Raw genomic sequence first — 21,002 nt, forward strand, 5'->3', positions numbered from 1 at the left:
CAAGTAACTTATTCATGAGAAATAGTCTCTGAGGGCAAGGCGATGGCCGCACCAGTGGCTTTGACTAGTGCAATCCAGGCGAGTCCTTGATCACGACGGGCGGAAATTTCAGCGTCCTGGGCCAAGGCAAACTGTCGGCGGCTGTCTTCCAGTTCGAACAGGCTGACTGCGCCAGCCTTCCACTGAGAGTCGCAAACCTGAAATGTGGTACGGGCGGCAATGCCACCTTCACGAGTTGATTGAACCCGAGCGGCTGCCGACGCCTGAGCAGCGAGTGCGTTTTCAACGTCTTCTACAGTAGTGCGCAGTGTCCCCTGCAAACTGGCAGTGGCACGTCGATAGCGAGCCTGGGCACTTTCCACGTTTGCAGCACCCGCCCCGCCGTCGAAGAGCGGGCCCGTCAGACTGGGTCCGATGGACCACGTGTTGAAATCCAGGCTTGAGCCCCCTGCGCGAATCCATTGTCCGGTCAGCACCGCAATAAGACTGATACGCGGCATGCGATCCGCGCGGGCCACTGCAATATCTGCCCACGCAGCAGCCACTTCCCTCTCGTCCGAAATAATGTTGGGGTGTGACGCCAGAACCGTCGCGGGGATTTCAGGCGTGGCCTTGGGTGCCTCAAGTAGCGACATGGGCTCTGCATCACTCGCCGGCGAAGAGATACCAACCAAGCGTCGGACACTGTCAGGCCCTTCCCCGCTCAACGTTACAAGACCATTCACCTGGCGCGAGCATTGATCCGTTTGAGTCGCCAGGTTAGTGCGGGATGTAGCAATGCCCGACTGTATTCGTGCCTCGTCAACGGACGATGCGAAACCGCTGTCAAGGCGCAGTCGGGTGAGCGCCAGTGTCTTTTCGCGGGATGAGATGTCGTTGATCCAGACACGACGTGAGTTCTCGCATGCACGCAGATAAAGCACGCCATTCGCCACATCGGCCGCGAGGGTAAGGCGTGACGAGGCAGCATCCGCTGTTCGGGCATCAAGGTGATTTTGAGCGGCTGCTACCGATTCGCTAACTCGCCCGAAAAGATCGACCTCCCAGCTCAACGAAGGTCCGGCCGAGGCAGAGGTGCTCAGCATGGTCGTACTTGTACTCGTCGCAGAGGTGTTACGACTTTTGGCTCGCGTCATGCTCGCATCAAGATCTACTGATGGCAGCGTAGCGGCAGAGTTTACTTTTACAGCAGCTCTGGCTTCCTCGACACGAGTCAACGCTTGCAGCAATGTGGGATTGTCAGCAAACGCAGCGTCGGTCAAGGTGTTGATGGCAGCGTCGTTCAAACGACGCCACCAAAACGTTTTTTGTAATGTTTGCTGACCTTTTACCAGATCAGTCTCCGTCGACCATGCTGCTGGCGTGGACAGGGGCGGTTTGACATACGCTGGCTGCAACGCGCAGCCGGATGAATTGAGTATTTCTGCGATCATCACCAGCACCGTCAGTGGCGAGCGCCACCGGTGCCCGCGCGAATCAAGCCTTCGAAGGCTCGCGCGGCATAGAGTGTTCAGTGTCATCTTGTATAACCAAAGATAGAAGCACGTTAAGTCGCAAACGGCATTTGTGATGCATGCCACGCGCGTGAGTCAGGCTTTACTTCAGTGGGTAACGACGATGTCTGAAATCGAATTGCGCCAGCGCTCTTCGATTCTCGCATCGTCTGCTCGATAGCCAAGAGCGATAACCAGCGGTATGACGGCACCACGTGGCAGCTTGAGAAGTTTGGCAACTTTCGCGCCTGAAAACCCTTCCATCGGGCACGTATCGATGCCCTTCGCGGCTGCGCCAAGCATGATGGTTTGAGCTGCAAAGATGGCATTGCGTGCCGCCCATTGCCGACCGCCAATATGGCCGATGGGGAGTAACGAGAGAGTCGGTCGGATCAGCGCTGCAAGCGCAACGATCGGCGACCATAAAACAGAAGATCCCATTCCGAGAATCTTCTTAAACATACCTATCTGCTTGCGGTAATAGGCCTTTGAATCTGCTCCCAACGCAGACGAACCTTCCACGTGGGCAAGTTGCACGTTGGCTGTGCGCAACCCCAGCGCAGGGCTCGCCACGATCACGATGAGCTCGGCCGCTGATGCCGCAGCTTTCTGGCCGTTACAAGCGACCGCCAAATCCGCTTTGAGCCCAGGGTCGCGAACCCAGTGCAGTTGATAAGGCTGCATGTTCCCGCTGGAGGGGGCATAGGCTGCTTCTGCAAGCAGCAACTGAATGTCACCAGGGACAATGGGGTTCGAGTTGAATTTGCGTATAGCCCGGCGAAAGCGATTGGCTGCCTGAAAGCCATCCCAGGGAAGTAAATTCTCTTGTGTGTTCATGGTCATGAGTTCTCGATTCGTGATTAACGTTGTGTTTTCACAATTCAAATCGTAAGTTAAAGCTTAGATTTTAAAAACTCATGTTCTGGAGCTGCCCGTGAGTAAAAGCCGAACACCCGTCAAGCCCAGGAAAATCCCGGCTCAGGCGCGTTCTCGCGCGACAGTTGACGCGATTATTCAAGCTGCGACTTACATTTTGACCAAAGTAGGCTGGGAGGGACTGACGACCAACGCGGTTGCTGAACGCGCAGGCGTGAACATCGGCTCGCTGTACCAGTTTTTCCCGAACAAAGAAGCAGTCATTGCTGAATTACAAAGACGGCACGCCGCCGACACGCGCACAGATCTGCTCAACGCGTTACAGGTTCTGCCTGATCAGCCGTCGCTTCGAGAGGCGCTAACCATGATCATCGAGATGATTGTCGCTGAGCATCGTGTTGCGCCGGCTCTGCACAAGGCCATTCATGAGGAATTGCCACGTACGATCCGGCAGCTGGAGGACGATAAGGATTCTCTACAGCTCCAGTTTGCTCAGGTGCTAAGGCCTTTTATGAAGAACGTTCCTGATCCGGATCTCTCGATCTATCTGATGGGCATCGCTGCACACGCAATTATCCACACCGTCACCGCTGATCGGCCGAAGCTCCTCGCACAACCAGGATTCGTTCAAGAGGTAGTGACTTTGCTTGAAAACTATCTTTTCAGGCCTGATTGCGACGGATTGAAACGCGCCAACTGATAGATGCTGGCAGGGACAAATACCAGCTTTCGACGCATAGCCAGCTTTTTTAAGCGCCTGACCAGATCACTGACAGCGACATGCAAACGACAAACGCCATCGCACACTGATGCACGTCAGAAAGATCACTCAGAGAGCCACCGTCATGAAACCGCTTTTCCTTCCCGCGCTGACCGTTGTTGCCTTGCCTGCCCTGTCGTTGCAGCTCGCCCATGCCGAACCGGGAGATTTCAGCCTGGGTCTGGGCGCTGCAATCAGCGAAAGCCCTTATGCAGGCGTCGGTACACAGGTCAATCCGATCCCGTTGATCAACTATGAAGGCGAGCGCTTTTACGTGAAAGGCATAACTGCGGGTTACCACCTGATCAACACCGGGTCGTTCTCTCTGGATGCCATTCTCGCCTTGCAGATGGACGGCATTGATCGTGACGACTTTGGTCGCCGCGAACTGGCCAGAAACGGCATTAACCGCGATCTGCTGGAAGACCGCGACAATGGTATCGACGCAGGGCTGGTAGCCAAACTGCGTGGCACTGCAGGGCAGCTTGAGGCGGTCGCCAGAAACGACATCAGCGGTGCGAGCGACGGCTACTCGGTGAACCTCGAATACGCGTACCCCTTCAGTTGGGGCAACACCCGCTTCAAACCCAACATCGGTGTTAGCCATATGTCCGGCAACCTGGTGGATTACTATTACGGCACGCTGAAAGAAGAAGAGCAACGCGGGATTGCCCGATACCGTCCTGGCAGCGCCACGGTTTCCTATGTCGGTCTGGGCTTTTCCCAGCCCTTGGGCAAACAGTGGGAAGTCTCGGGTAACCTGCGCTACAGCGCCCTGCCGGATGAACTGAGCGACAGCCCGCTGGTAGAGCACGATACCGATAGCTCTACCTCGATGTTCATCGGTATTTCGAGAAAGTTCTGATGCCAAACACTGTCTGTGCAGCGCCTGGAGTTGACTCACTGTGAGCCCATCATGATCGAACGATCACTGAGTGTATTAATCGTCGAAGACAACCTGGCGCTGGCCGCCAATATGTTCGACTACCTGGAAGCATGCGGACACACTCTGGATGCCGCACCCGACGGCAAGTCCGCGATGCGCCTGATTACCGAAAACCACTACGACGTCATTGTGCTGGACTGGATGATGCCGCGTATGGACGGCATCAGTCTCCTGCGTCATCTGCGCACTGAACTGCGCAATCCGGTGCCGGTGATGTTGCTGACCGCCAAGGATCAACTGGACGACAAGCTGCAAGGCTTTGAATCGGGCGCGGACGATTACATCGTCAAACCACTGGCCCTGCCTGAACTGGAAATTCGTCTGCGGGTGCTGGCCGCACGCAGCCACAAGCGCTCGGATGTACGGCAGGTGCTGGAAGTCGCCGATCTGTGCTTCGACCTGAGTACACAAACCATCATGCGTGGCGGCGTGCAGTTACCCTTCTCGCCGATAAGACGAACCCTGCTGGAAGTGCTGATGCGCAACTCTCCAAACGTCGTGACCCGCGCGCAGTTGGAGTCGCTCATCTGGGGTGACAGCGTGCCCGACGGCGACCTGCTGCGCTCGCACATGTATTTGCTCAGAAGGACCATCGATGGCGACCGAGTCAACGAACAAAAGCTACTCCACACGGTTCAGGGCGTCGGTTTTCGCCTGTGCGTGTGCCCATGATCAATCTTCCCGGTCGTCGGAGCAGTCTGCATCGCCTGATCAGTGCAATTCTGCTCGGCTTCGGGCTGTTGATGACCATCGGCCTGACCACTCAGGCATTCATGAGCCAGGAACTCGTCGATCACCCGATCTGGAAAGAGCTGCTTGAAACCGCGACAAACAATGCTCTCGAAAACCCGCTGCAGCCAGTGCCACAGAAAGCCGGCAGGATTCAGGTCTGGAGACTGTCGGGCGACACGCCCGCGCCCGGCATGCCGCCCTTACTGACTTCACTCGCCCCAGGCTTCTACAACGAGGGCGATATGGATCGAAGGGCTTCGAGTTTCACCGATCCCGACTATGCCGTGCTGGTGACGTCGCTGGGCAATGAACGTCTGGTAGCAGCAATCGACATCAGCGATCTGGAGCAGGAGCAGAACCTCATCGCGCTGATCGGTGGCATTTTTCTGATCATGAACCTGATACTGATCATTGCCGTGATCGCCTGGCTATACGTGCGCCTGCACCGCCCGGTTCAGGCGCTTGCGCTAGGCATGAAGCAACTCGATCCGGAAAGCCTCTCGCAACGTCTGCCAGTGCAATACGACCAGGAAGAACTCAAGGACATCGCCTGCGGCATCAACGCACATCTGGAACGGGTCGAGCAATTCATGGCCCGGGAACGTGCGCTTCTGGATCAGGCCAGCCACGAGTTTCGCACACCTATCGCAGTGATCAGCGGTGCGCTGGATGTGCTGGCCAGGCAAGCGCTACCCGCGTGTGCAGCGCCACCGATTCAACGCATGCGGGCAACCGTGGACAACCTGACCGAGATCATGGTCGCGCTACTGTATTTGTCACGCGAGCCCATGTCCTCAACGCCGGACGACCCCGTCGAACTGGACCGCCTGTTGCCCGGCCTGATCAAGGATCACCAACACCTTCTGGACGGCAAACCTGTGCAGTTTTCGGTGCACATCCACCAGACGCTTTGCCTGCGGGTGCCGGATGCGATGTTACGCATTGCCATCGGCAACCTGTTGCGTAACGCTGCCGAAAACACCTATGACGGAACAATCACCGTGCGCCTCAAGGACGGTGTATTGAGCGTGACCGACTCGGGCGAAGGCTTCGACACTGTGCAGGCGTCCCTCCACTACCTGTCATTGCTGAGAAACTCGACCAGAGCGGGCACCGGGAAAGGCCTGGGGCTTTTTCTGGTGCGGCGGATCTGCGAACGCTTTCAGTGGACGCTGACCCTCGAGTCGATGCCGACGCTAGGCACCCGAGCGGAGCTGGATTTCAGGACTCAGACAGCGCAACAAGCGTGAGCCCTCGACGTCCAGGCTACCGCGCTGTCATCCAGCGCACGCGTGTTCAGTGAATTCCCTGGCAGATATCATCAAAGCGCAGCCTCCAGTTTACGCCCCAGCACCCGGTGATATTCACTACGAGCAGTCTGCTCGGCAAACTCGCCGGACCATTTGGACACCACCACCGTCGCCACACTGTTACCAATGGTGTTGCAGGTCGCAATGGCCATGGACATGAACCGGTAGACGCCGAACAGCAACGCCAGGCCCTCGACGGGCAGCACGCCAATGGCTGTCACGGTGGCGGCAAACACCACGAAACTGCCGCCCGATACCGCCGCCGCGCCTTTGGAAGTCACCAGCATGATAGCGATGATGCCCAACTGCTGCTCCCAGCTCAGCGGTACGCCATAGGCATTGGCGATAAACAGCACGCACAACGACATGTAGATCGACGTACCGTCCAGGTTGAATGCATAACCGGTAGGCAACACCAGGCCGACGCTCTGTTTTGAGCAGCCGAATTTCTCCAGTTTCTGCAACAGGCGCGGCAAGGCGCTTTCCGAGGAAGCAGTGCCCAGCACAATGAAGACTTCGTCCTTGATGTACTTGAGGAATCGCCACAGGCTGAAACCGGAAATACGACAGACGATGCCCAGTACGACGAAGATGAAAAACGCGATGCACAGATAAAACATCAACACCAGATTGGCCAGCGACATGAGCACCGCGGTGCCGTTGCTGCCCACTGCATAGGCCACCGAACCGAACGCGCCCAGCGGCGCGAACTTCATGATCAGGTTGATGAACTCGAAGAAACATTCGGAAATCCGGCTCAGACCTTCTTCGATCACGGCCCGACGCTCTTCCTTGAGTGCCAGCAGGGCAAAGCCGAAGAGTACGGAAATCACCAGCACTTGTAACAGTTGACCACCGGCAAATGCGCCGACGAAATTGTCGGGGAAGATGCCGTAGATGAAGTCCATGGTCGACGCCGGTGCATGCCCCTTGGCAACCGCCGCGGCCGATGCGGCAGCCGTTGCGCTGCTCGGATGGGCGTCATGCATGCCCGAACCGATCTGCAGCAGATTGCCCCACAGCAGGCCGATGGCCAGAGCGATGGTCGACACCACTTCGAAGTAGATCAATGCGCGCAGCCCGACCTTGCCGACACGCTTGATATCGCCCGCCGAGGCAATGCCGTGCACAACGGTGAAAAACACCAGCGGCGCAACGGCGGTCTTGATCAGTTTGAGAAAGATGTCGCCAAGGATCTTGAACTTGGCGGCCAGCTCGGGGGCGATAAAGCCAAAGGCGATGCCCAACAGCATGGCGGCAACGACCTGAAACGTCAGGTCCCTGTAGAACGGTTTTTTGCTGGATGAAGACATGTCTGCGATCTCGTTGTTGTTATTAAGAGCGGCTGCAGGACTGATCGCCCCGGGCTGTGCCCGGAGCGAGATAACTCAACGCTTCACGGCCCCCGGACGAGCCAGGGCGATGTCCACCATTTGCGGCGCAAGGCCCAGGTAGTTGGCCGGGTCGGTCAGACGCTTGAGTTCTTCGATATCCAGTTGCGCCGTGGCCTCGCCTTGCGCCAACAGCGCATCCAGCAGACTGATGCGCTGGTCGTTGGCCATGCGGCAGGCGGCATACACAACGTCGTGGGCGACCTGACGGCCGAGCGCTGGCGCGAGGCCCATCATCACGGCTTCGGCGACGATCAGGCCCTGAGTCATGTCCAGGTTCTGACGCATCCGTTCGGTGCGCACCTCAAGCCCGGCCAGCATGAATGTCGCCTGCCCCAGAGACGCTGCGCTGAGGGCGAAGGCTTCTGGAATGGCGATCCACTCGGCTTGCCACGGGCCTGTAGAGCGCTCGAAATCCTGAATCATGGCATCGAGCATCAGCCCGGCGTGCTGGCGTACGCCCTTGGCGGCGGCGTACATCAGTTCACAGGAAATGGGGTTGCGTTTCTGCGGCATGGTGCTGCTGGCGCCCCGTCCCTTGACGAAGGGTTCGTACACCTCACCCAGCTCGCTGGTCATCATCATCATGACGTCCAGTGCAATCTTGCCGAGCGAGCCGGTGACCAGGCCCAGGAAGTTGAGTGTTTCCGCAAGGCCGTCACGCGCGACATGCCAGGTGGCCTGCGGCACGCCCAGTTGCAGCTCGTCCATCAGCGCTTGCTGCACGTCCAGCCCCTTGTCGCCCAATGACGCCAGCGTACCGGCCGCTCCGGCAAACTGGCCGATTTCAACACGCGGGCGCAATTCCACCAGACGCTCTGCGTGGCGGTCGAACATGCTCAGCCACACCGCACATTTGTACCCGAAGGTAATCGGCAGCGCGTGTTGCAGGTGGGTGCGCCCCGCCATCGGCGTAGTGCGATAACGCAATGCCAGGTCAGCAAGCAGGCCACGTACGGCCTGAATATCACGCTCGACGATGGCCAGCGCAGCACGCACCTGCAACACCACAGCGGTGTCCATGATGTCCTGGGTGGTCGCGCCCCAATGCACGTAACGGCCAGCATCGCCGCAGGTTTTGGACAGCTGCTCTACGAGCGGCAGGATGGGGTAACCGACAATCTCGGTTTCATGCTGCATCAGTGCCAGATCAAGTGACTCGTAAGTGGCCAGCGCAGCGATCTGTTCGGCGGCAGCGGCAGGAATCACTCCGCAACGGGCTTCGGCGCGGGCCAGTGCCACTTCTACTTCGATGTAACGTTCGATGAGCGATTTGTCGGAGAACACGGCACGCATTTCGGCGGTGCCGAACATGTCGCGAAACAGGGCGGAGTCAAAAACGGTGCTGGACATGAGCGAGGTCCTGATTATGTTGTTATTTATCGTACATATTTAATATGTCCGTACATAATTGTTACGCTCGCACTGATACACTGTCAACTCGCTAAAGCCACAGAGCTGACAGAAGGCATGAACGAAACACGTTACGCAGTGGTTGCCAGAGACCTGATCGAGGCGATTGCCAGTGGCCGCTACCCGGTCGGCTCACTGCTGCCGACCGAGTTCGAGCTGTGCGAGCTTTACGCAGTCAGCCGCCATACCGTGCGCGCGGCAATCACACAACTGCAGACTCAGGGCCTGGTGTCACGGCGCAAGCGGGTCGGTACGCGGGTCGAATCGGCATCGCCCAGAGGCGGCTATTCACAGTCACTGGCGACCGTTGCAGACCTGGCGCATCTGGCGGAAACCCAGGTGCGCAGCATCCAGAACGTCCGCCATTTCGTCGCGGACATTGCCCAGGCGCGTCGGCTGGGGCTGACGCCAGGGGAGCATTACTTTTGCGTGTCGAGCATCAGGGTCGACTGCGAGAACGTGCTCGCGCCGTTGTGCTGGACCGACGTTTACGCTCAGGATATCTACAGCGAAGTCATCGAACTGGCGCGCGAGCAACCCGGCGAACTGATCGCTGCGCTGATCGAGCAGCATTTTGGCCGCCATATCGAAGTGATCGACCAGCAAGTGCGTGCTGTGCTGTTGACGGCTGAAATCGCCAGAAGCCTGAATGCGGAGGCAGGTTCGCCGGGGCTGAAAATTCTGCGTCAGTACCGTGACGACGCGGGCGTCGTGATGGTCGTGTCAGAGACAGTCCACCCCGAAGACCGCTTTACATTGGTCACGCAGATGAAGCGCGAGAAGGGATTGAATCCGGTGTGAAGTGACGGCGCTGGTTCATGCAAGCCAGCGCCGCGCCGGTCAGCGACGTTTCAGTCGGTCGATGATCACCGCCAGCAACAGAATCGTGCCGCGAATCACGTATTGGTAGAACGTATCGATATTCTTCAGGTTCATCGCATTCTCGATGATCGCCAGAATCAACACACCAGCGATTACATGGCGGATCATGCCGATGCCGCCGCTCAGCGAAACACCGCCCAGTACGCAAGCCGAGATGATGGTCAGCTCGAAGCCCTGACCGATCATTGGCTGCCCCGAGGTCATACGCGAAGCCAGAACCACGCCAGCCAGTGCCCCGACAAGCCCGTGAACCGCGAAGATGATGATCTTGGTGCGATCAACATGCACACCCGCCAGCAGTGCAGCTTCCTGGTTGCCGCCGATAGCCATGGTGTTGCGCCCGTAGGTGGTGTAGTTGAGCAACCAGCCGAAGAATATGAAGCAGGCGATGGTGATCAGGATTGGCACCGGCACGCCATATATCTGGCCGTTGCCGAAGATGAAGAAATCCTCGTTGGAGACGCCGACGGCCTTGCCGTTGGAGAAGATATACGCAAGGCCGCGCACGATCTGCATGGTCGCCAGGGTCGTGATCAGGGCATTGATGCGCAGCTTGGCAATCACGATGCCATTGATCAGGCCAACCACCAGCCCCAGCGCCAGCGCGGCAGAAACACCGAGAAACACGCTGTCGGTGTCGCGGATAACAATCCCGGCGATCACCCCGGAACAGGCCAGCACCGAACCGACCGACAGGTCGAAGTGCCCGGACGCCAGGCAAAAGAGCATGGTGCAGGCAGCAATGCCTACGGTGGAAATCGCAAGGCCTAGCCCCCGCATGTTCAGCGGTGACATGAAGTTGTCGATGAACACGGCGCACAGCAGGAAGATTCCCACGGCAGCCAGGAGCATCACCCAGTCATCGGCAAAACGACGCAGGTTCATGCCCTGACGGGGAGCCTGCAGGCTGGATTCGGTAGACATATGCACCTCTTTCTTATTGTTCATGGTCAGGGGACCGGTTATCAGCTGCGCGTGCGAGGCAGAGCCAATTGCAGGAGTCGCGATTCATCAGCCTCATCGCGGTTGAGTTCACCGGTGATCGCGCCTTCGCTCATCACCAGAATGCGGTCGGAAATACCCATGACTTCCATCAGGTCACTGGACACCACGATGACCGCAATCCCGTCGGCGGCCAGGTTGTGAATGATCTCGTAGATCTCGGACTTGGCACCGACGTCAATCCCGCGGGTGGGCTCGTCCAGCAACAGGACCTTCATCGGCATCGACAGCCAGCGACCGAGAATCGCCTTCTGCTGATTGCCGCCGGAGAGGAACATGATCTGTTGCTCGGGCGATGGTGTCTTGACGTTCATCGACTTGATCTGGCTGCGCGCGTTGTCGCGCTCCCAGCGGCCCTGGATCAGGCAGCCAAGATTCACATGCCGGGGCCGTGCACCGATGTTGATGTTCTCCGCGACGCTGGACAGCGGCACGATACCTTCCTTCTTGCGATCCTCCGGGCAGAGCAGAATGCCCGCTTCGATCGAATCGCGCGGTGACTTGAGCGTCAATGGCTTGCCGTCCAACTGCAACGTGCCTGCCGTGCTGCGGGTCAGACCCGACAGCAGACGGAACAGCTCGGTACGCCCGGCGCCCACTAGCCCGAAGAACCCCAGCACTTCACCCTTCTCTACGGCAAAACTCACAGGTTCATGCAACCCCGGCCCCAGTAACCCGGTCACTCGCAGGCTGGGCCCTTGATGCTGACGCGGACGGTAGTTGTAGATGTCCTGAATATCCCGGCCGACCATGCAGGTCACCAGCCGGTCATGATCCAGATCGGCCATCTGCTCGAAGGTTTTTACAAACCGACCGTCCTTGAATACCGTTACGGCATCACAGACACGGAAGATTTCTTCCATGCGATGGGATACGTAAAGAATCACCCGCCCCTCGTCGCGCAGCCGCACGATGATCGCCATCAACCGGTCAATTTCACGTGCCGACAGGCTGCTGGTGGGCTCGTCAAAAGCGATGACGTGCGCATTGCGTGACATGGCCTTGGCGATTTCCACCAATTGCCGCTGGCCCAGTGAAAGATCACCCAGGCGAGTGCGCGGGTCGATTTCGTCAGCCAGGCCTTTGAGCAGCTCGCCCGCCCGACGGTACATCGCGCCACGATTGATCAAACCGAAACGATTGGGCATGTGCCCAAGCAGCAGGTTCTCGGCGACAGTCATTTCCGGGACCAGATGCAATTCCTGGTGAATCACCGCCACACCCGCCGCAATGCTCTCGGCGGTGGATTTGAACTGGTAGCTCTGTTCACCGATCTGCAAGGTGCCGCTATTGGGCTGATAAGAGCCGCCGAGGATTTTCAGCAGCGTGGATTTACCGGCACCGTTCTCGCCCATCAAGGCGTGAACACTGCCGGGGCGCGCTTCGAAACTGATGTCCGAAAGCGCCTTTACGCCGGGGAAAACCTTGCCGATGCCGTTGAAGCGCAAGGCACCGTTTATGGATGTTTGCTCGATAGCCTGTTGCATGAAACCAACCTCCTCGCACGTGTGAGGGGCCTGAAAATCAGGCCCCTCAGTCAACTCACTTCCACAGACCGATCTTGGTCAATACTTCCTGGAAGTTGGCGCGGGTGATCAGTGTCACATCGTCCATAGCGGTATATTTAGGCGGTTCAACGCCCTCGGTGACCCACTTATACATATACAGCGCGGTGTTGTAGCCTTCCTTGTCCGGGCTCGGCAGCATGGAGCCAAAGAAGCCACTCTCTTTTTTCTTCAATTCATCAATGGCATCGGTGCCGTTGATGCCGATCCCGATAACGTTTTTCGCGCTGAAACCATTGCTCGCCGTCGCGCGTACGCCACCCAGCACAGTGTTGTCGTTCATGCCGCCGATGATCAGGTTTTTCGCATCACCCGGCAGTTTTGGCAGCGCCGAGTTGGTGGCGTCCATGCTGCCTGGTACATCAAGGGTTTTCTGCGCGGTGAACAGGATGTGATCTTTCGGCAAACCGGCCTCTTCAAGCGCCTTCACCGAACCGTCAGTGCGTTTCTTGCCGGTGTCCAGCTCGTTGTAGGTGTTGATGATCGCGTAGGTGCCTTTCCACCCGCCCTCATCCCACTTGCGGTTCTTCGCTTCGGTGGCCATGGCGGCGCCTTGCTTCTGGCCCACTTCAAAGGCTGCCATGCCCAGATATGGCACGTCCTCCATGAAGTTGCCTTTGGCGTCGACAAAACGATCGTCCACGGCCATGACTTTCAAACCGAGCGCCTTGGCCTTGGCCACGATTGCAGGGCCCAGAGAGACATCAGGCGGGCAGATCACAAAGCCCTTGGCACCGTTGGCGGCCAGGCTGTCGATAGCGGAAAGAGTCTTTTCACCGTCTGGCACGGCAATCTTGAGCACGGTAAAACCATGCTCCTTGCCTGCCTTTTCAGCAAACGCCCACTCGGTCTGGAACCAAGGCTCTTCAGCCTGCTTGACCAGAAAGCCGATTTTGACTTCATCAGCAGCGGAGGTGATGCCACTCATGCCCAGAATGGCGGTGGTGACGGCGGCACAGCACAGGGAACGAATCCCGTGACGACTCAACATAGCTAACTCCTTATTTTTATTGAATAGCTACAGCGTTCAGCGAGGTGGCGGTTGCAAACGCATAGGCGTTCGAGAACCGATTAAATAGTCATACCATATAATGAATGACCGCTATGTAACCGAATGTCACTCCTGCATTTCCCATCGCGACGCCGCTGCAGAAAAGGCGACGGCGCGGCACTTTTTCAACCGCTGAAGCGCTGACACAGCGTTCCTTTGACGCCGACATGCGCCATCAGTACCGCGCCATCGAACCGTCCATGAGCATCGGCAGGCGCGGCACTGGTAACATACAGTGTCTCCAGGTCAGGACCACCGAACACACAACTGGTGGGATGGCTGACGGGCAGCTCGATAACCCGGTCGACACTGCCGTCGGGGGCAAAACGGATCAGGCAACTGCCTCCCCAGCGCGCGTTCCAGACATAACCTTCGGCATCCATTGCCGAGCCGTCGGGCGAACCCTGGCTCTGCTCGGCCGCCCATACCTGACGTGGTCCCAGCAAGCCATCTTCCAGCACAGGGTATTGGTAGATCACTTCGTCGAGGGTATCGGCGCTGTACAGCACGCTGCCGTCGGTATTCCACAGCAGGGTATTGACGATGCCCTGCCCGTCCAGCAAACGCGTCACGCGGGCGTCGGGTTCAACCCGGAACAGCCCGCCTGAACGACGGACCAAAGGTACGTCTTTGCCTTCGGCATCGATATTGTTTTGCATGCTGCCCAGCCACAGGCGGCCGCGCGTGTCGCAACGGGCCTCGTTGGCGCGATTGCCAGGGGTCGGGTCTGCCACGCAGAACAACGCCAGTGAGGTTTTTTCGGATTTGAGGTCCAGGCGATACACGCCGCTGGCCAGAGTCACCAGTGCGTCGCCCTGCTCGGTCGGTATAAACGCAGAGACCGGCTCGGGCATGCGCCATTGGCGATACTCCCCGGCAACCAGCCGACACGCCAGAAAACCGGCAATGTCGACCCAGTACAAGGCCTGCTCCGCGGCGTCCCAGAAGGAGCCCTCGGCCAGCTTGAAACGGTGCTCGGAAACGGGCAGCCAGTTCATGAAAAATGTCCTTTGTTATTGTTGTAAAGGCACTTTTTGGATGTTTGCGTCGCAGTCTTGTCCAACCTGCATGCCCAGTCGACCTGTTTCGCAGGCATCCAGCGGATCGATCGCCACAGGCACCGCGCCTCAGTGAAGCTGGCACTACTAAATAGTATTACAATTTATTTTTCAAGTGGCATTTTATAGGCTATAAATCCATGCATCGGCTTTAATCCGATCAAATAGTCTTACCAATAACAATAAAAGCAGGCAGATCAGATGAAAACACATGCTCTCCTCAGCACCCTTGGACTGTCCTTGATGATCAGCACCTTGACTGCACAGGCCGCGGCACTCTCCAGCGAGCACAGCACTTTCGGCCAACTGCCCGACGGCACTGCCGTCGAGAAATTCACCCTGCGCAACAGTCACGGCGTGCAGGCCAGCATCATCACCTACGGCGCGACGCTGCAATCGCTGCTGGTGCCTGACAAGGCCGGAAAAGTCGAAGACATCGTCCTGGGCTTCGACGATGTTCAGGGCTACCAGAACAACGGCACGGTTTATTTCGGCGCGACCATCGGCCGATTCGGCAACCGCCTGGCAGGCGGCAAGTTCAGCCTGGATGGCAAGACCTACCAAGTCCCGCTCAACGACAAGACCAATGCCCTGCACGGCGGCACTCAGGGTTTTGACAAACGACTCTGGAAGGCAGAAGAAACCAAGACCGGTGATTCGGTCGGCGTGAAGCTAACCTACGTGTCGCCGGATGGCGAAATGGGTTTTCCGGGCACATTTAAAACCGAAGTCACTTACAGCCTGAATGAGCAAAACGAGCTGAAGATTGACTACCGCGCCACCACTGACAAGCCGACTGTGCTGAACCTGACCAACCACAGCTATTTCAACCTGGCGGGTGCAGGCAGTGGTGATGTACTCAAACAGGTCGCCACCCTGCACGCTTCGCACTACACACCAGTCAACGACAAGCTGATCCCGACCGGCGAACTGCCTGCCGTCGCGGGCACGCCGATGGACTTTCTCAAGCCCACCGCGTTCGGCAAGCACATCAAGGACGATCACCAGCAGTTGAAATATGCCGAACCCAAACAAGGTGGCTTTGATTTCAACTGGGTACTCGACACTAAGGGTGATGTGAAGAAACTGGCCGCCGAGGTCAGCGACCCGCAATCAGGCCGCAGGTTGCAGCTATTCACCACCGAGCCTGGCGTACAACTGTATACCGGCAACTTCCTGGACGGCAGCATTTACGGCAAGGCGGGCAAGGTCTACCCGCACTGGGGTGCCTTTACCCTGGAGACCCAGCACTATCCTGATGCGCCCAATCAGCCGAAATTCCCCAGCACACGACTGGACCCAGGCAAAACCTACACCCAGACCACCGTGTTCAAGTTTCTCAATAATTAGGGACGTTGAAAGTCGCCCAGCCCCTGAAACCCAGGGGCTGGCGACTCTTGAGGTTACTGATTGCGCTTCATTGCCGCAGTCAGGGTATCGACGTTGTAACGGAACATCTTCGCGTAGGTCGACGCAGGGCCGTCGGCTGGCGACAAGGCTTCGACATACAACTCGCCGCCTGGCTGGGCACCACTGGCTTCGGCAATCTGCTTGACCAGACGCGGGTCGCTGGAGTTTTCGAAGAAGTAGGCACTGACATGCTCGGCCTTGATCTGACGAATCAGTTTCGAGACATCAGCTGCCGACGCTTCCGATTCGGTAGACAAGCCCAACGGTGACAGGAAGGTCACGCCATAGGCATCGCCAAAGTAGCCGAACGCATCATGCGAGGTGAGGATCTTGCGCTTGGCGGCCGGAATCGAATGAATCTGATCGCGGGCGTAAATGTCCAGTTGCTGCAGCTCGACGATGTAGCGATCGCCATTGGCCTGATACTCGCTTGCCCCGTCCGGGTCGGCTTTCTTCAGCGCGGCGATAATGTTACGCACATAAATCACCCCGTTGGCGGCGCTGTTCCAGGCGTGCGGGTCGACAATACGCTTGCCGTCTTCGTCCATGCTGCGGGTCTTGATCCCTTCAGAGAGCACTACCGGCTTGCCCTTGTAGCCCGACGCTTTGATGAGACGATCCATCCAGCCTTCCAGATGCAGGCCACTGACAAACGCCAGGTCGGCATTTTTCAACGCCTGGGCATCACTTGGTGTTGGCTCGTAGACATGCGGATCGCCGTTCGGGCCGATCAGGGACTTTACGTGAACACGGTCGCCGCCGACCGTACTGACCATGTCCGCGATGACCGTGAACGACGCGACAGCTTCCAGCGGTTTGGCCTGTGCCAGGCTGGCGAATGCCGACAGCGCCAGTGCAGCTATGGAACTCAACACCATCAATCGTTTCATGACGTACCTTTTCAGTTAGCCAGGTGAGGTTTGGGAAACAGCCGGCGCACGATGCCCGTGCGTCCGAACAACAGGGAAAGGCCGTAGAACGCACTGGCGGTAAGCACGATGGCCGGCCCCGAGGCGACGCCAAGGTGGTAGGAAACGATCAGGCCGATCAGGCCTGACAAGGTCGCCAGCAGTGTCGAAATCACCATCAGGCCACTCAGCGAGTTGGTCCAGAAACGTGCCGCAGTTGCCGGCAGCATCATCATGCCCACGGCCATCAAGGTGCCCAGCGCCTGAAAACCTGCGACCAGGTTCAGCACCACCAGCAGCAGGAACAACACGTGGTACAGCGAGCCACGCCCGCCGACCGCACGCAGAAAGCCCGGATCGAAGCACTCCAGCACCAGTGGGCGATAGATGATCGCCAGCAGAATCAGGGTGAAGGAGGCAATGCTGCCGACCATGTAAATAGCGGTGTTATCGATGGCCAGAATGGTGCCGAACAGCACGTGCAGCAGATCGACGCTGGACCCGTGCAGCGAGACGATCAGCACCCCGGCGGCCAGCGAGGTCAGATAGAAGCTGGCAAAGCTGGCGTCTTCGCGTAATGAGGTCAGTCGACTCACCAGACCGGACAGCAAGGCCACTGCCAGCCCCGCGATCAGACCGCCGAACCCCATTGCCGGCAACGACAGCCCGGCGACCATGAAGCCCACCGCCGCGCCCGGCAGCACCGCGTGGCTCATCGCATCGCCCACCAGGCTCATGCGCCGCAACATCAACAGCACACCGACCGGCCCAGAGCCGATACCCAGAGCCAGACACGCCACCAGCGCGCGGCGCATGAAGCCGAATTCGATAAACGGCTCAACCACCAGGCTATAGAGCATCATGCGTCGTCCTCGGCATCACACAACAAGGCATCCGGGCTCCAGTACTCGGCCATGTTGCGCGCCTTGCGCAGGTTGGCAACGCTGAGCACTTGCGCTGTCTCGCCCCAGGCAATGGCTTCGCGAGCCATCAGCAAGGTTTGCGGAAAGTGCTTACGGACCTGTTCGATATCGTGCAGTACGGCAATCACCGTGCGCCCCTGCCCGTGCCAGGCACGCACCAGTTGCAACAGATCACGCGTGGTGCGCGCGTCGATGGCGGTGAACGGCTCATCCAGGAGGATCACCGAAGCGTCCTGCAACAGCAGCCGGGCGAACAGCACCCGCTGAAACTGACCCGACGACAGCGAGCCCACGCTACGCCCTTCAAACCCCTCGAGGCCGACGGTCATCAGCGCCTCGCCGGTCAGACGCGCATGATTGCGCGTCAGACTGCGAAACGGGCCGATGCTGTGCCAGGCGCCCATCGAAACCGTATCGGCGACGCTCAGTGGAAAGCTGCGATCAATTTCCGCGGCCTGCGGCAGATAGCCAATTGTGCGGGTTGCCAGACGCCCGCGGTCGACGCGCCCCTGAGCAGGCTTCATGGTTCCGGCGATGGCCTTGATCAGCGTCGATTTGCCCGCGCCGTTGGGCCCGACGATAGCGGTCAGGCTACCGGCCTCGAAGCGCCCGCTGATGTGGTGCACGGCCGGACGGCGTTCGTACGCCACCGTAAGGTTTTCCAGAGCGATGGCGGCACTCATGGAACTGCCACCGACCAGCCAATGGCCAGCCAGAGCAATATCAGTATCGCCAGGGAAAACAGAACCCGCTTCCAGGCCGCTTGGGCCAGAACGGAGCGTGCTATCGAAGCGCTTGCTGTCGAAGCGTCAGAAGGATTTTTCAAGTAAAAGTAACCTGCAACTATTTGTTACAGTATTACATATCAATCGCACAAATGTTATTAAATAACGTTCATGCTGGCACCTTGCTTTCCAGTCGTGCAGATAAACGCCGGTGCGCATCCGGTTCGGCATCGCCTCGCAGAACTCCGCCGTGTGGTACTTGTGACACTGCACGCCTCCCTATACTGTATATACAAACAGTCAAGGGGCACTTCATGCAGCTTATCGACAAGCTCAGCATTCTGGCAGACGCCGCCAAGTACGATGCGTCGTGCGCCAGCAGTGGAGCACCCAAGCGCAGCTCGCAGGACAAGTCCGGGCTCGGCTCGACCAATGGCATGGGCATCTGCCACAGCTACACGCCGGACGGGCGCTGCGTTTCGCTGCTGAAGATTCTGCTGACCAACTTCTGTCTTTACGACTGCCAATACTGCGTCAACCGTCGCTCCAGCGATGTGCCCCGTGCGCGCTTCACTCCCGAAGAAGTGGTCACCCTGACCCTGGACTTCTATCGCCGCAATTGCGTGAGCGGGCTGTTTTTGAGTTCCGGGATCATTCGCTCTGCGGACTACACCATGGAGCAATTGGTCGAAGTTGCCCGGCTGTTGCGCGAGGTGCATGAGTTTCGCGGCTACATCCACCTCAAGACCATCCCTGACGCCGATCCGGCGCTGATCGAACAGGCTGGCCGCTACGCCGACCGTCTCAGCGTCAATATCGAGCTGCCGACCGACCTGAGCCTGCAGACCCTCGCACCGGAAAAGGACGTCGCGTCGATCAAGCAGGCCATGCAGACGATTTACACCGGCGAGCAAACGGTGCGCAACGAGCCTCGCTCGCCGCGCTTTGCGCCTGCCGGGCAGAGCACGCAGATGATTGTCGGTGCCGATGCCACCGACGACAGCACCATCCTGCACAGCGCACAATCGCTGTACAGCAGCTTCAAGCTGCGCCGGGTGTATTATTCTGCGTTCAGCCCGATACCCAACAGCCCCAACAGCGTTCCGCTCGCGGCACCGCCCCTGATGCGCGAGCATCGCCTGTATCAGGCTGATTTTCTGCTGCGCGGCTATGGTTTCACTGCCAGTGAACTGCTCGACGGCCCCGGTGACCTGGCGCTGGACATCGACCCCAAACTGGCCTGGGCGCTGGGCAACCGACAGGTATTCCCGCTGGACCTGAACCAGGCCGACCCTGCATTGATCGCCAGGGTGCCGGGCATTGGCATCCGCACCACGCAGCGGCTGGTCGAGTTGCGCAGACAGCGGCGCATCCGCTATGAAGATCTCACCCGCATGCGCTGCATACTGGCCAAGGCCAAGCCGTTCATCATTACCAGTGACTACCACCCGCCGCACGCGGAAACCACCAGCGAGTTCCTGCATCACCAGTTGCGCGACCGGCCTCAGCCTCAGCAAATGGGCCTGTGGGGATGATCTGCCTCGACTGCGACGACCTGTTCGACACCTGGCGGCAACAGGCTCGCTGGCTGTTGAGCCACGAAATCGACCCCAGCCAGGTCAGCTGGAAGTCGCCGGATGCCGCCGATCTGTTTGGCAGTGAGGAAGACTACCCCAAGGAAGCCGGGCCGTTTCAGGCACGGGTTCCGCTGGAGCTGGTGCAGTTGCTGGAAAGCGCCTCGCGCTACCGGGGCGATCAGCGCTGGAGCCTGCTGTACGAAGTGTTGTGGCGGGTGACCCACGGTGACCGCACGGCGATGATGGCCGGTGACAGGCTCGGCAGTGAATTGCATCGCCGCCTTAAATCGGTAAGGCGCGAGGCCCATCATCTGCACGCCTTCCTGCGGTTTGTCGCGCTGCCGTCCGTGGCTGACGACGAAGCCCTGATGCGCCCGCAGTACGTGGCCTGGCACGAACCGGCGCACGATATTCTGCTCAGTGCCAGCGAGCATTTCATCGGCCGCATGGGGCAGCACCGCTGGATGATCGCCACGCCTCAGGACGGCGTGTATTACGACGGCCAACAACTGATTCATGAGCGACGCTGCCCGCAGGCCTGGCAGACCATGGCCAGGCAAGTGGAAGACCCGCATGGCGAACTGTGGCTGACCTACTACAGCCACATCTTCAATCCTGCGCGCCTCAACCCCAAGGTCATGGAAGGCCACTTCCCTTCGCGATTCTGGAAGAACCTGCCGGAAGGCCCGCTGATTCCGGCCCTCATCACCCAGGCCCGCACCGGCAAGCAGCGTGACGGCCAGGCCAGCGACATCGCCGCCAGACGCGGCAAGAAAATTGCGCTGAAGGATTGAGAGCGAGGCACAGAGCCCTCCTCACCCGCCCGTTGAACGGACACACGCCCCTTGCGTCGGAGCACAGTGCCCTGACTGACGAGGTAGCGGTCCGCTGCCAGGACCCGTGATTGAACCAACTTCAGCCACGGCGGCTCACAGCTGTGGCAGCCGCGACGCTGCCTGCACGCCAGATGATAATGTGAC

Annotated in this window: 19 protein-coding genes; 8 read left to right on the top strand and 11 right to left on the bottom strand. The window is 58.7% G+C overall.

Annotated features, from left to right (window positions below; all coding sequences use genetic code 11):
* Window positions 1–8: 8 nt before the first annotated feature.
* Together P406_RS24025 and P406_RS24030 are read right to left on the bottom strand one after the other, a co-directional pair.
* Complete coding sequence (locus P406_RS24025; RefSeq protein ID WP_082100940.1) at window positions 9–1,433, bottom strand: efflux transporter outer membrane subunit; 1,425 nt, start codon at window positions 1,431–1,433, stop codon at window positions 9–11.
* A 168-nt stretch (window positions 1,434–1,601) separates the two neighbouring features.
* Window positions 1,602–2,336 carry a nitroreductase family protein gene (locus P406_RS24030; protein WP_211145843.1) on the bottom strand — a complete coding sequence of 245 codons (735 nt, stop codon included), beginning with the start codon at window positions 2,334–2,336 and terminating at the stop codon, window positions 1,602–1,604.
* Between the two features lie 91 nt (window positions 2,337–2,427).
* On the opposite strand from P406_RS24030, the gene P406_RS24035 reads away from it, so the two are divergent.
* The 4 genes from P406_RS24035 (at window position 2,428) to P406_RS24050 (ending at window position 6,057) form a co-directional block, all read left to right on the top strand.
* Window positions 2,428–3,069: a TetR/AcrR family transcriptional regulator gene (locus tag P406_RS24035; RefSeq protein ID WP_046237565.1), complete on the top strand. Its 642-nt coding sequence runs from the start codon at window positions 2,428–2,430 to the stop codon at window positions 3,067–3,069.
* Window positions 3,070–3,214: 145 nt separating this feature from the next.
* On the top strand, window positions 3,215–3,994 hold the full coding sequence (locus tag P406_RS24040) for a MipA/OmpV family protein (RefSeq protein ID WP_046237566.1): 780 nt from the start codon (window positions 3,215–3,217) through the stop codon (window positions 3,992–3,994).
* Between the two features lie 51 nt (window positions 3,995–4,045).
* Window positions 4,046–4,747, top strand: a complete 702-nt coding sequence (locus tag P406_RS24045) for a response regulator transcription factor (RefSeq protein WP_046237567.1) — start codon at window positions 4,046–4,048, stop codon at window positions 4,745–4,747.
* The gene (locus tag P406_RS24050) at window positions 4,744–6,057 is read left to right on the top strand and encodes a sensor histidine kinase (protein ID WP_046237568.1); all 1,314 of its coding nucleotides are present in this window, start codon (window positions 4,744–4,746) and stop codon (window positions 6,055–6,057) included. Before P406_RS24045 ends, P406_RS24050 begins: the two co-directional genes overlap by 4 nt.
* 71 nt (window positions 6,058–6,128) lie before the next feature.
* On the opposite strand, the gene dctA is transcribed toward P406_RS24050, so the two are convergent.
* Together dctA and P406_RS24060 are read right to left on the bottom strand one after the other, a co-directional pair.
* Window positions 6,129–7,430: a C4-dicarboxylate transporter DctA gene (dctA, locus tag P406_RS24055; RefSeq protein WP_046237569.1), complete on the bottom strand. Its 1,302-nt coding sequence runs from the start codon at window positions 7,428–7,430 to the stop codon at window positions 6,129–6,131.
* Between the two features lie 75 nt (window positions 7,431–7,505).
* Window positions 7,506–8,861 (bottom strand): class-II fumarase/aspartase family protein, encoded by a 1,356-nt coding sequence (locus P406_RS24060; protein WP_046237570.1) that lies wholly within the window; start codon window positions 8,859–8,861, stop codon window positions 7,506–7,508.
* Window positions 8,862–8,978: 117 nt separating this feature from the next.
* Between P406_RS24060 and P406_RS24065 the strand changes: the two genes are divergently transcribed.
* Window positions 8,979–9,722 carry a GntR family transcriptional regulator gene (locus tag P406_RS24065; protein WP_046237571.1) on the top strand — a complete coding sequence of 248 codons (744 nt, stop codon included), beginning with the start codon at window positions 8,979–8,981 and terminating at the stop codon, window positions 9,720–9,722.
* A 39-nt stretch (window positions 9,723–9,761) separates the two neighbouring features.
* On the opposite strand, the gene araH is transcribed toward P406_RS24065, so the two are convergent.
* The 4 genes from araH to P406_RS24085 all read right to left on the bottom strand — a co-directional run bounded on the left by araH (window position 9,762) and on the right by P406_RS24085 (window position 14,419).
* On the bottom strand, window positions 9,762–10,727 hold the full coding sequence (araH, locus tag P406_RS24070; protein WP_004664988.1) for an L-arabinose ABC transporter permease AraH: 966 nt from the start codon (window positions 10,725–10,727) through the stop codon (window positions 9,762–9,764).
* Window positions 10,728–10,768: 41 nt separating this feature from the next.
* Entirely contained in the window at window positions 10,769–12,292 is a 1,524-nt protein-coding gene (gene araG, locus P406_RS24075) for an L-arabinose ABC transporter ATP-binding protein AraG (RefSeq protein ID WP_002553558.1), read from the bottom strand.
* Between the two features lie 55 nt (window positions 12,293–12,347).
* Window positions 12,348–13,361 (bottom strand): substrate-binding domain-containing protein, encoded by a 1,014-nt coding sequence (locus P406_RS24080; RefSeq protein ID WP_003410036.1) that lies wholly within the window; start codon window positions 13,359–13,361, stop codon window positions 12,348–12,350.
* Window positions 13,362–13,546: 185 nt separating this feature from the next.
* Window positions 13,547–14,419: an SMP-30/gluconolactonase/LRE family protein gene (locus tag P406_RS24085; protein ID WP_003410035.1), complete on the bottom strand. Its 873-nt coding sequence runs from the start codon at window positions 14,417–14,419 to the stop codon at window positions 13,547–13,549.
* A 261-nt stretch (window positions 14,420–14,680) separates the two neighbouring features.
* On the opposite strand from P406_RS24085, the gene P406_RS24090 reads away from it, so the two are divergent.
* Complete coding sequence (locus P406_RS24090) at window positions 14,681–15,829, top strand: aldose epimerase family protein (RefSeq protein ID WP_046237572.1); 1,149 nt, start codon at window positions 14,681–14,683, stop codon at window positions 15,827–15,829.
* Between the two features lie 53 nt (window positions 15,830–15,882).
* Here the strand turns inward: P406_RS24090 and P406_RS24095 are convergent, their stop codons facing one another.
* The 3 genes from P406_RS24095 to aztA are packed head-to-tail and all read right to left on the bottom strand — an operon-like array spanning window position 15,883 to window position 18,403.
* The gene (locus P406_RS24095) at window positions 15,883–16,779 is read right to left on the bottom strand and encodes a metal ABC transporter substrate-binding protein (RefSeq protein ID WP_046237573.1); all 897 of its coding nucleotides are present in this window, start codon (window positions 16,777–16,779) and stop codon (window positions 15,883–15,885) included.
* A gap of 11 nt (window positions 16,780–16,790) precedes the next feature.
* Entirely contained in the window at window positions 16,791–17,660 is an 870-nt protein-coding gene (locus P406_RS24100; protein ID WP_046237574.1) for a metal ABC transporter permease, read from the bottom strand.
* Window positions 17,657–18,403 carry a zinc ABC transporter ATP-binding protein AztA gene (gene aztA / locus P406_RS24105; RefSeq protein WP_046237575.1) on the bottom strand — a complete coding sequence of 249 codons (747 nt, stop codon included), beginning with the start codon at window positions 18,401–18,403 and terminating at the stop codon, window positions 17,657–17,659. Before aztA ends, P406_RS24100 begins: the two co-directional genes overlap by 4 nt.
* 356 nt (window positions 18,404–18,759) lie before the next feature.
* On the opposite strand from aztA, the gene P406_RS24110 reads away from it, so the two are divergent.
* Window positions 18,760–19,980, top strand: a complete 1,221-nt coding sequence (locus P406_RS24110) for a putative DNA modification/repair radical SAM protein (RefSeq protein ID WP_046237576.1) — start codon at window positions 18,760–18,762, stop codon at window positions 19,978–19,980.
* Window positions 19,977–20,816, top strand: coding sequence for a TIGR03915 family putative DNA repair protein (locus P406_RS24115; RefSeq protein ID WP_032661479.1), 840 nt, complete (start codon window positions 19,977–19,979; stop codon window positions 20,814–20,816). The genes P406_RS24110 and P406_RS24115 overlap by 4 nt, the downstream gene beginning before the upstream one ends.
* Window positions 20,817–21,002: the final 186 nt, after the last annotated feature.

This window comes from Pseudomonas syringae pv. coryli str. NCPPB 4273 (genome assembly GCF_000972175.1).
Classification (GTDB): Bacteria; Pseudomonadota; Gammaproteobacteria; order Pseudomonadales; family Pseudomonadaceae; genus Aquipseudomonas; species Aquipseudomonas syringae.

What these genes read in the sequence shown, in the direction of transcription:
- araG (WP_002553558.1), bottom strand. Translation starts at nt 12,292, where the DNA reads ATGCAACAGGCTATCGAGCAAACATCCATAAACGGTGCCTTGCGCTTC.
- aztA (WP_046237575.1), bottom strand. Translation starts at nt 18,403, where the DNA reads ATGAGTGCCGCCATCGCTCTGGAAAACCTTACGGTGGCGTACGAACGC.
- P406_RS24060 (WP_046237570.1), bottom strand. Translation starts at nt 8,861, where the DNA reads ATGTCCAGCACCGTTTTTGACTCCGCCCTGTTTCGCGACATGTTCGGC.
- P406_RS24095 (WP_046237573.1), bottom strand. Translation starts at nt 16,779, where the DNA reads ATGAAACGATTGATGGTGTTGAGTTCCATAGCTGCACTGGCGCTGTCG.
- araH (WP_004664988.1), bottom strand. Translation starts at nt 10,727, where the DNA reads ATGTCTACCGAATCCAGCCTGCAGGCTCCCCGTCAGGGCATGAACCTG.
- P406_RS24090 (WP_046237572.1), top strand. Translation starts at nt 14,681, where the DNA reads ATGAAAACACATGCTCTCCTCAGCACCCTTGGACTGTCCTTGATGATC.
- P406_RS24025 (WP_082100940.1), bottom strand. Translation starts at nt 1,433, where the DNA reads ATGATCGCAGAAATACTCAATTCATCCGGCTGCGCGTTGCAGCCAGCG.
- P406_RS24115 (WP_032661479.1), top strand. Translation starts at nt 19,977, where the DNA reads ATGATCTGCCTCGACTGCGACGACCTGTTCGACACCTGGCGGCAACAG.
- P406_RS24080 (WP_003410036.1), bottom strand. Translation starts at nt 13,361, where the DNA reads ATGTTGAGTCGTCACGGGATTCGTTCCCTGTGCTGTGCCGCCGTCACC.
- P406_RS24030 (WP_211145843.1), bottom strand. Translation starts at nt 2,336, where the DNA reads ATGACCATGAACACACAAGAGAATTTACTTCCCTGGGATGGCTTTCAG.
- P406_RS24110 (WP_046237576.1), top strand. Translation starts at nt 18,760, where the DNA reads ATGCAGCTTATCGACAAGCTCAGCATTCTGGCAGACGCCGCCAAGTAC.
- P406_RS24045 (WP_046237567.1), top strand. Translation starts at nt 4,046, where the DNA reads ATGATCGAACGATCACTGAGTGTATTAATCGTCGAAGACAACCTGGCG.
- P406_RS24050 (WP_046237568.1), top strand. Translation starts at nt 4,744, where the DNA reads ATGATCAATCTTCCCGGTCGTCGGAGCAGTCTGCATCGCCTGATCAGT.
- P406_RS24065 (WP_046237571.1), top strand. Translation starts at nt 8,979, where the DNA reads ATGAACGAAACACGTTACGCAGTGGTTGCCAGAGACCTGATCGAGGCG.
- P406_RS24100 (WP_046237574.1), bottom strand. Translation starts at nt 17,660, where the DNA reads ATGATGCTCTATAGCCTGGTGGTTGAGCCGTTTATCGAATTCGGCTTC.
- dctA (WP_046237569.1), bottom strand. Translation starts at nt 7,430, where the DNA reads ATGTCTTCATCCAGCAAAAAACCGTTCTACAGGGACCTGACGTTTCAG.
- P406_RS24040 (WP_046237566.1), top strand. Translation starts at nt 3,215, where the DNA reads ATGAAACCGCTTTTCCTTCCCGCGCTGACCGTTGTTGCCTTGCCTGCC.
- P406_RS24085 (WP_003410035.1), bottom strand. Translation starts at nt 14,419, where the DNA reads ATGAACTGGCTGCCCGTTTCCGAGCACCGTTTCAAGCTGGCCGAGGGC.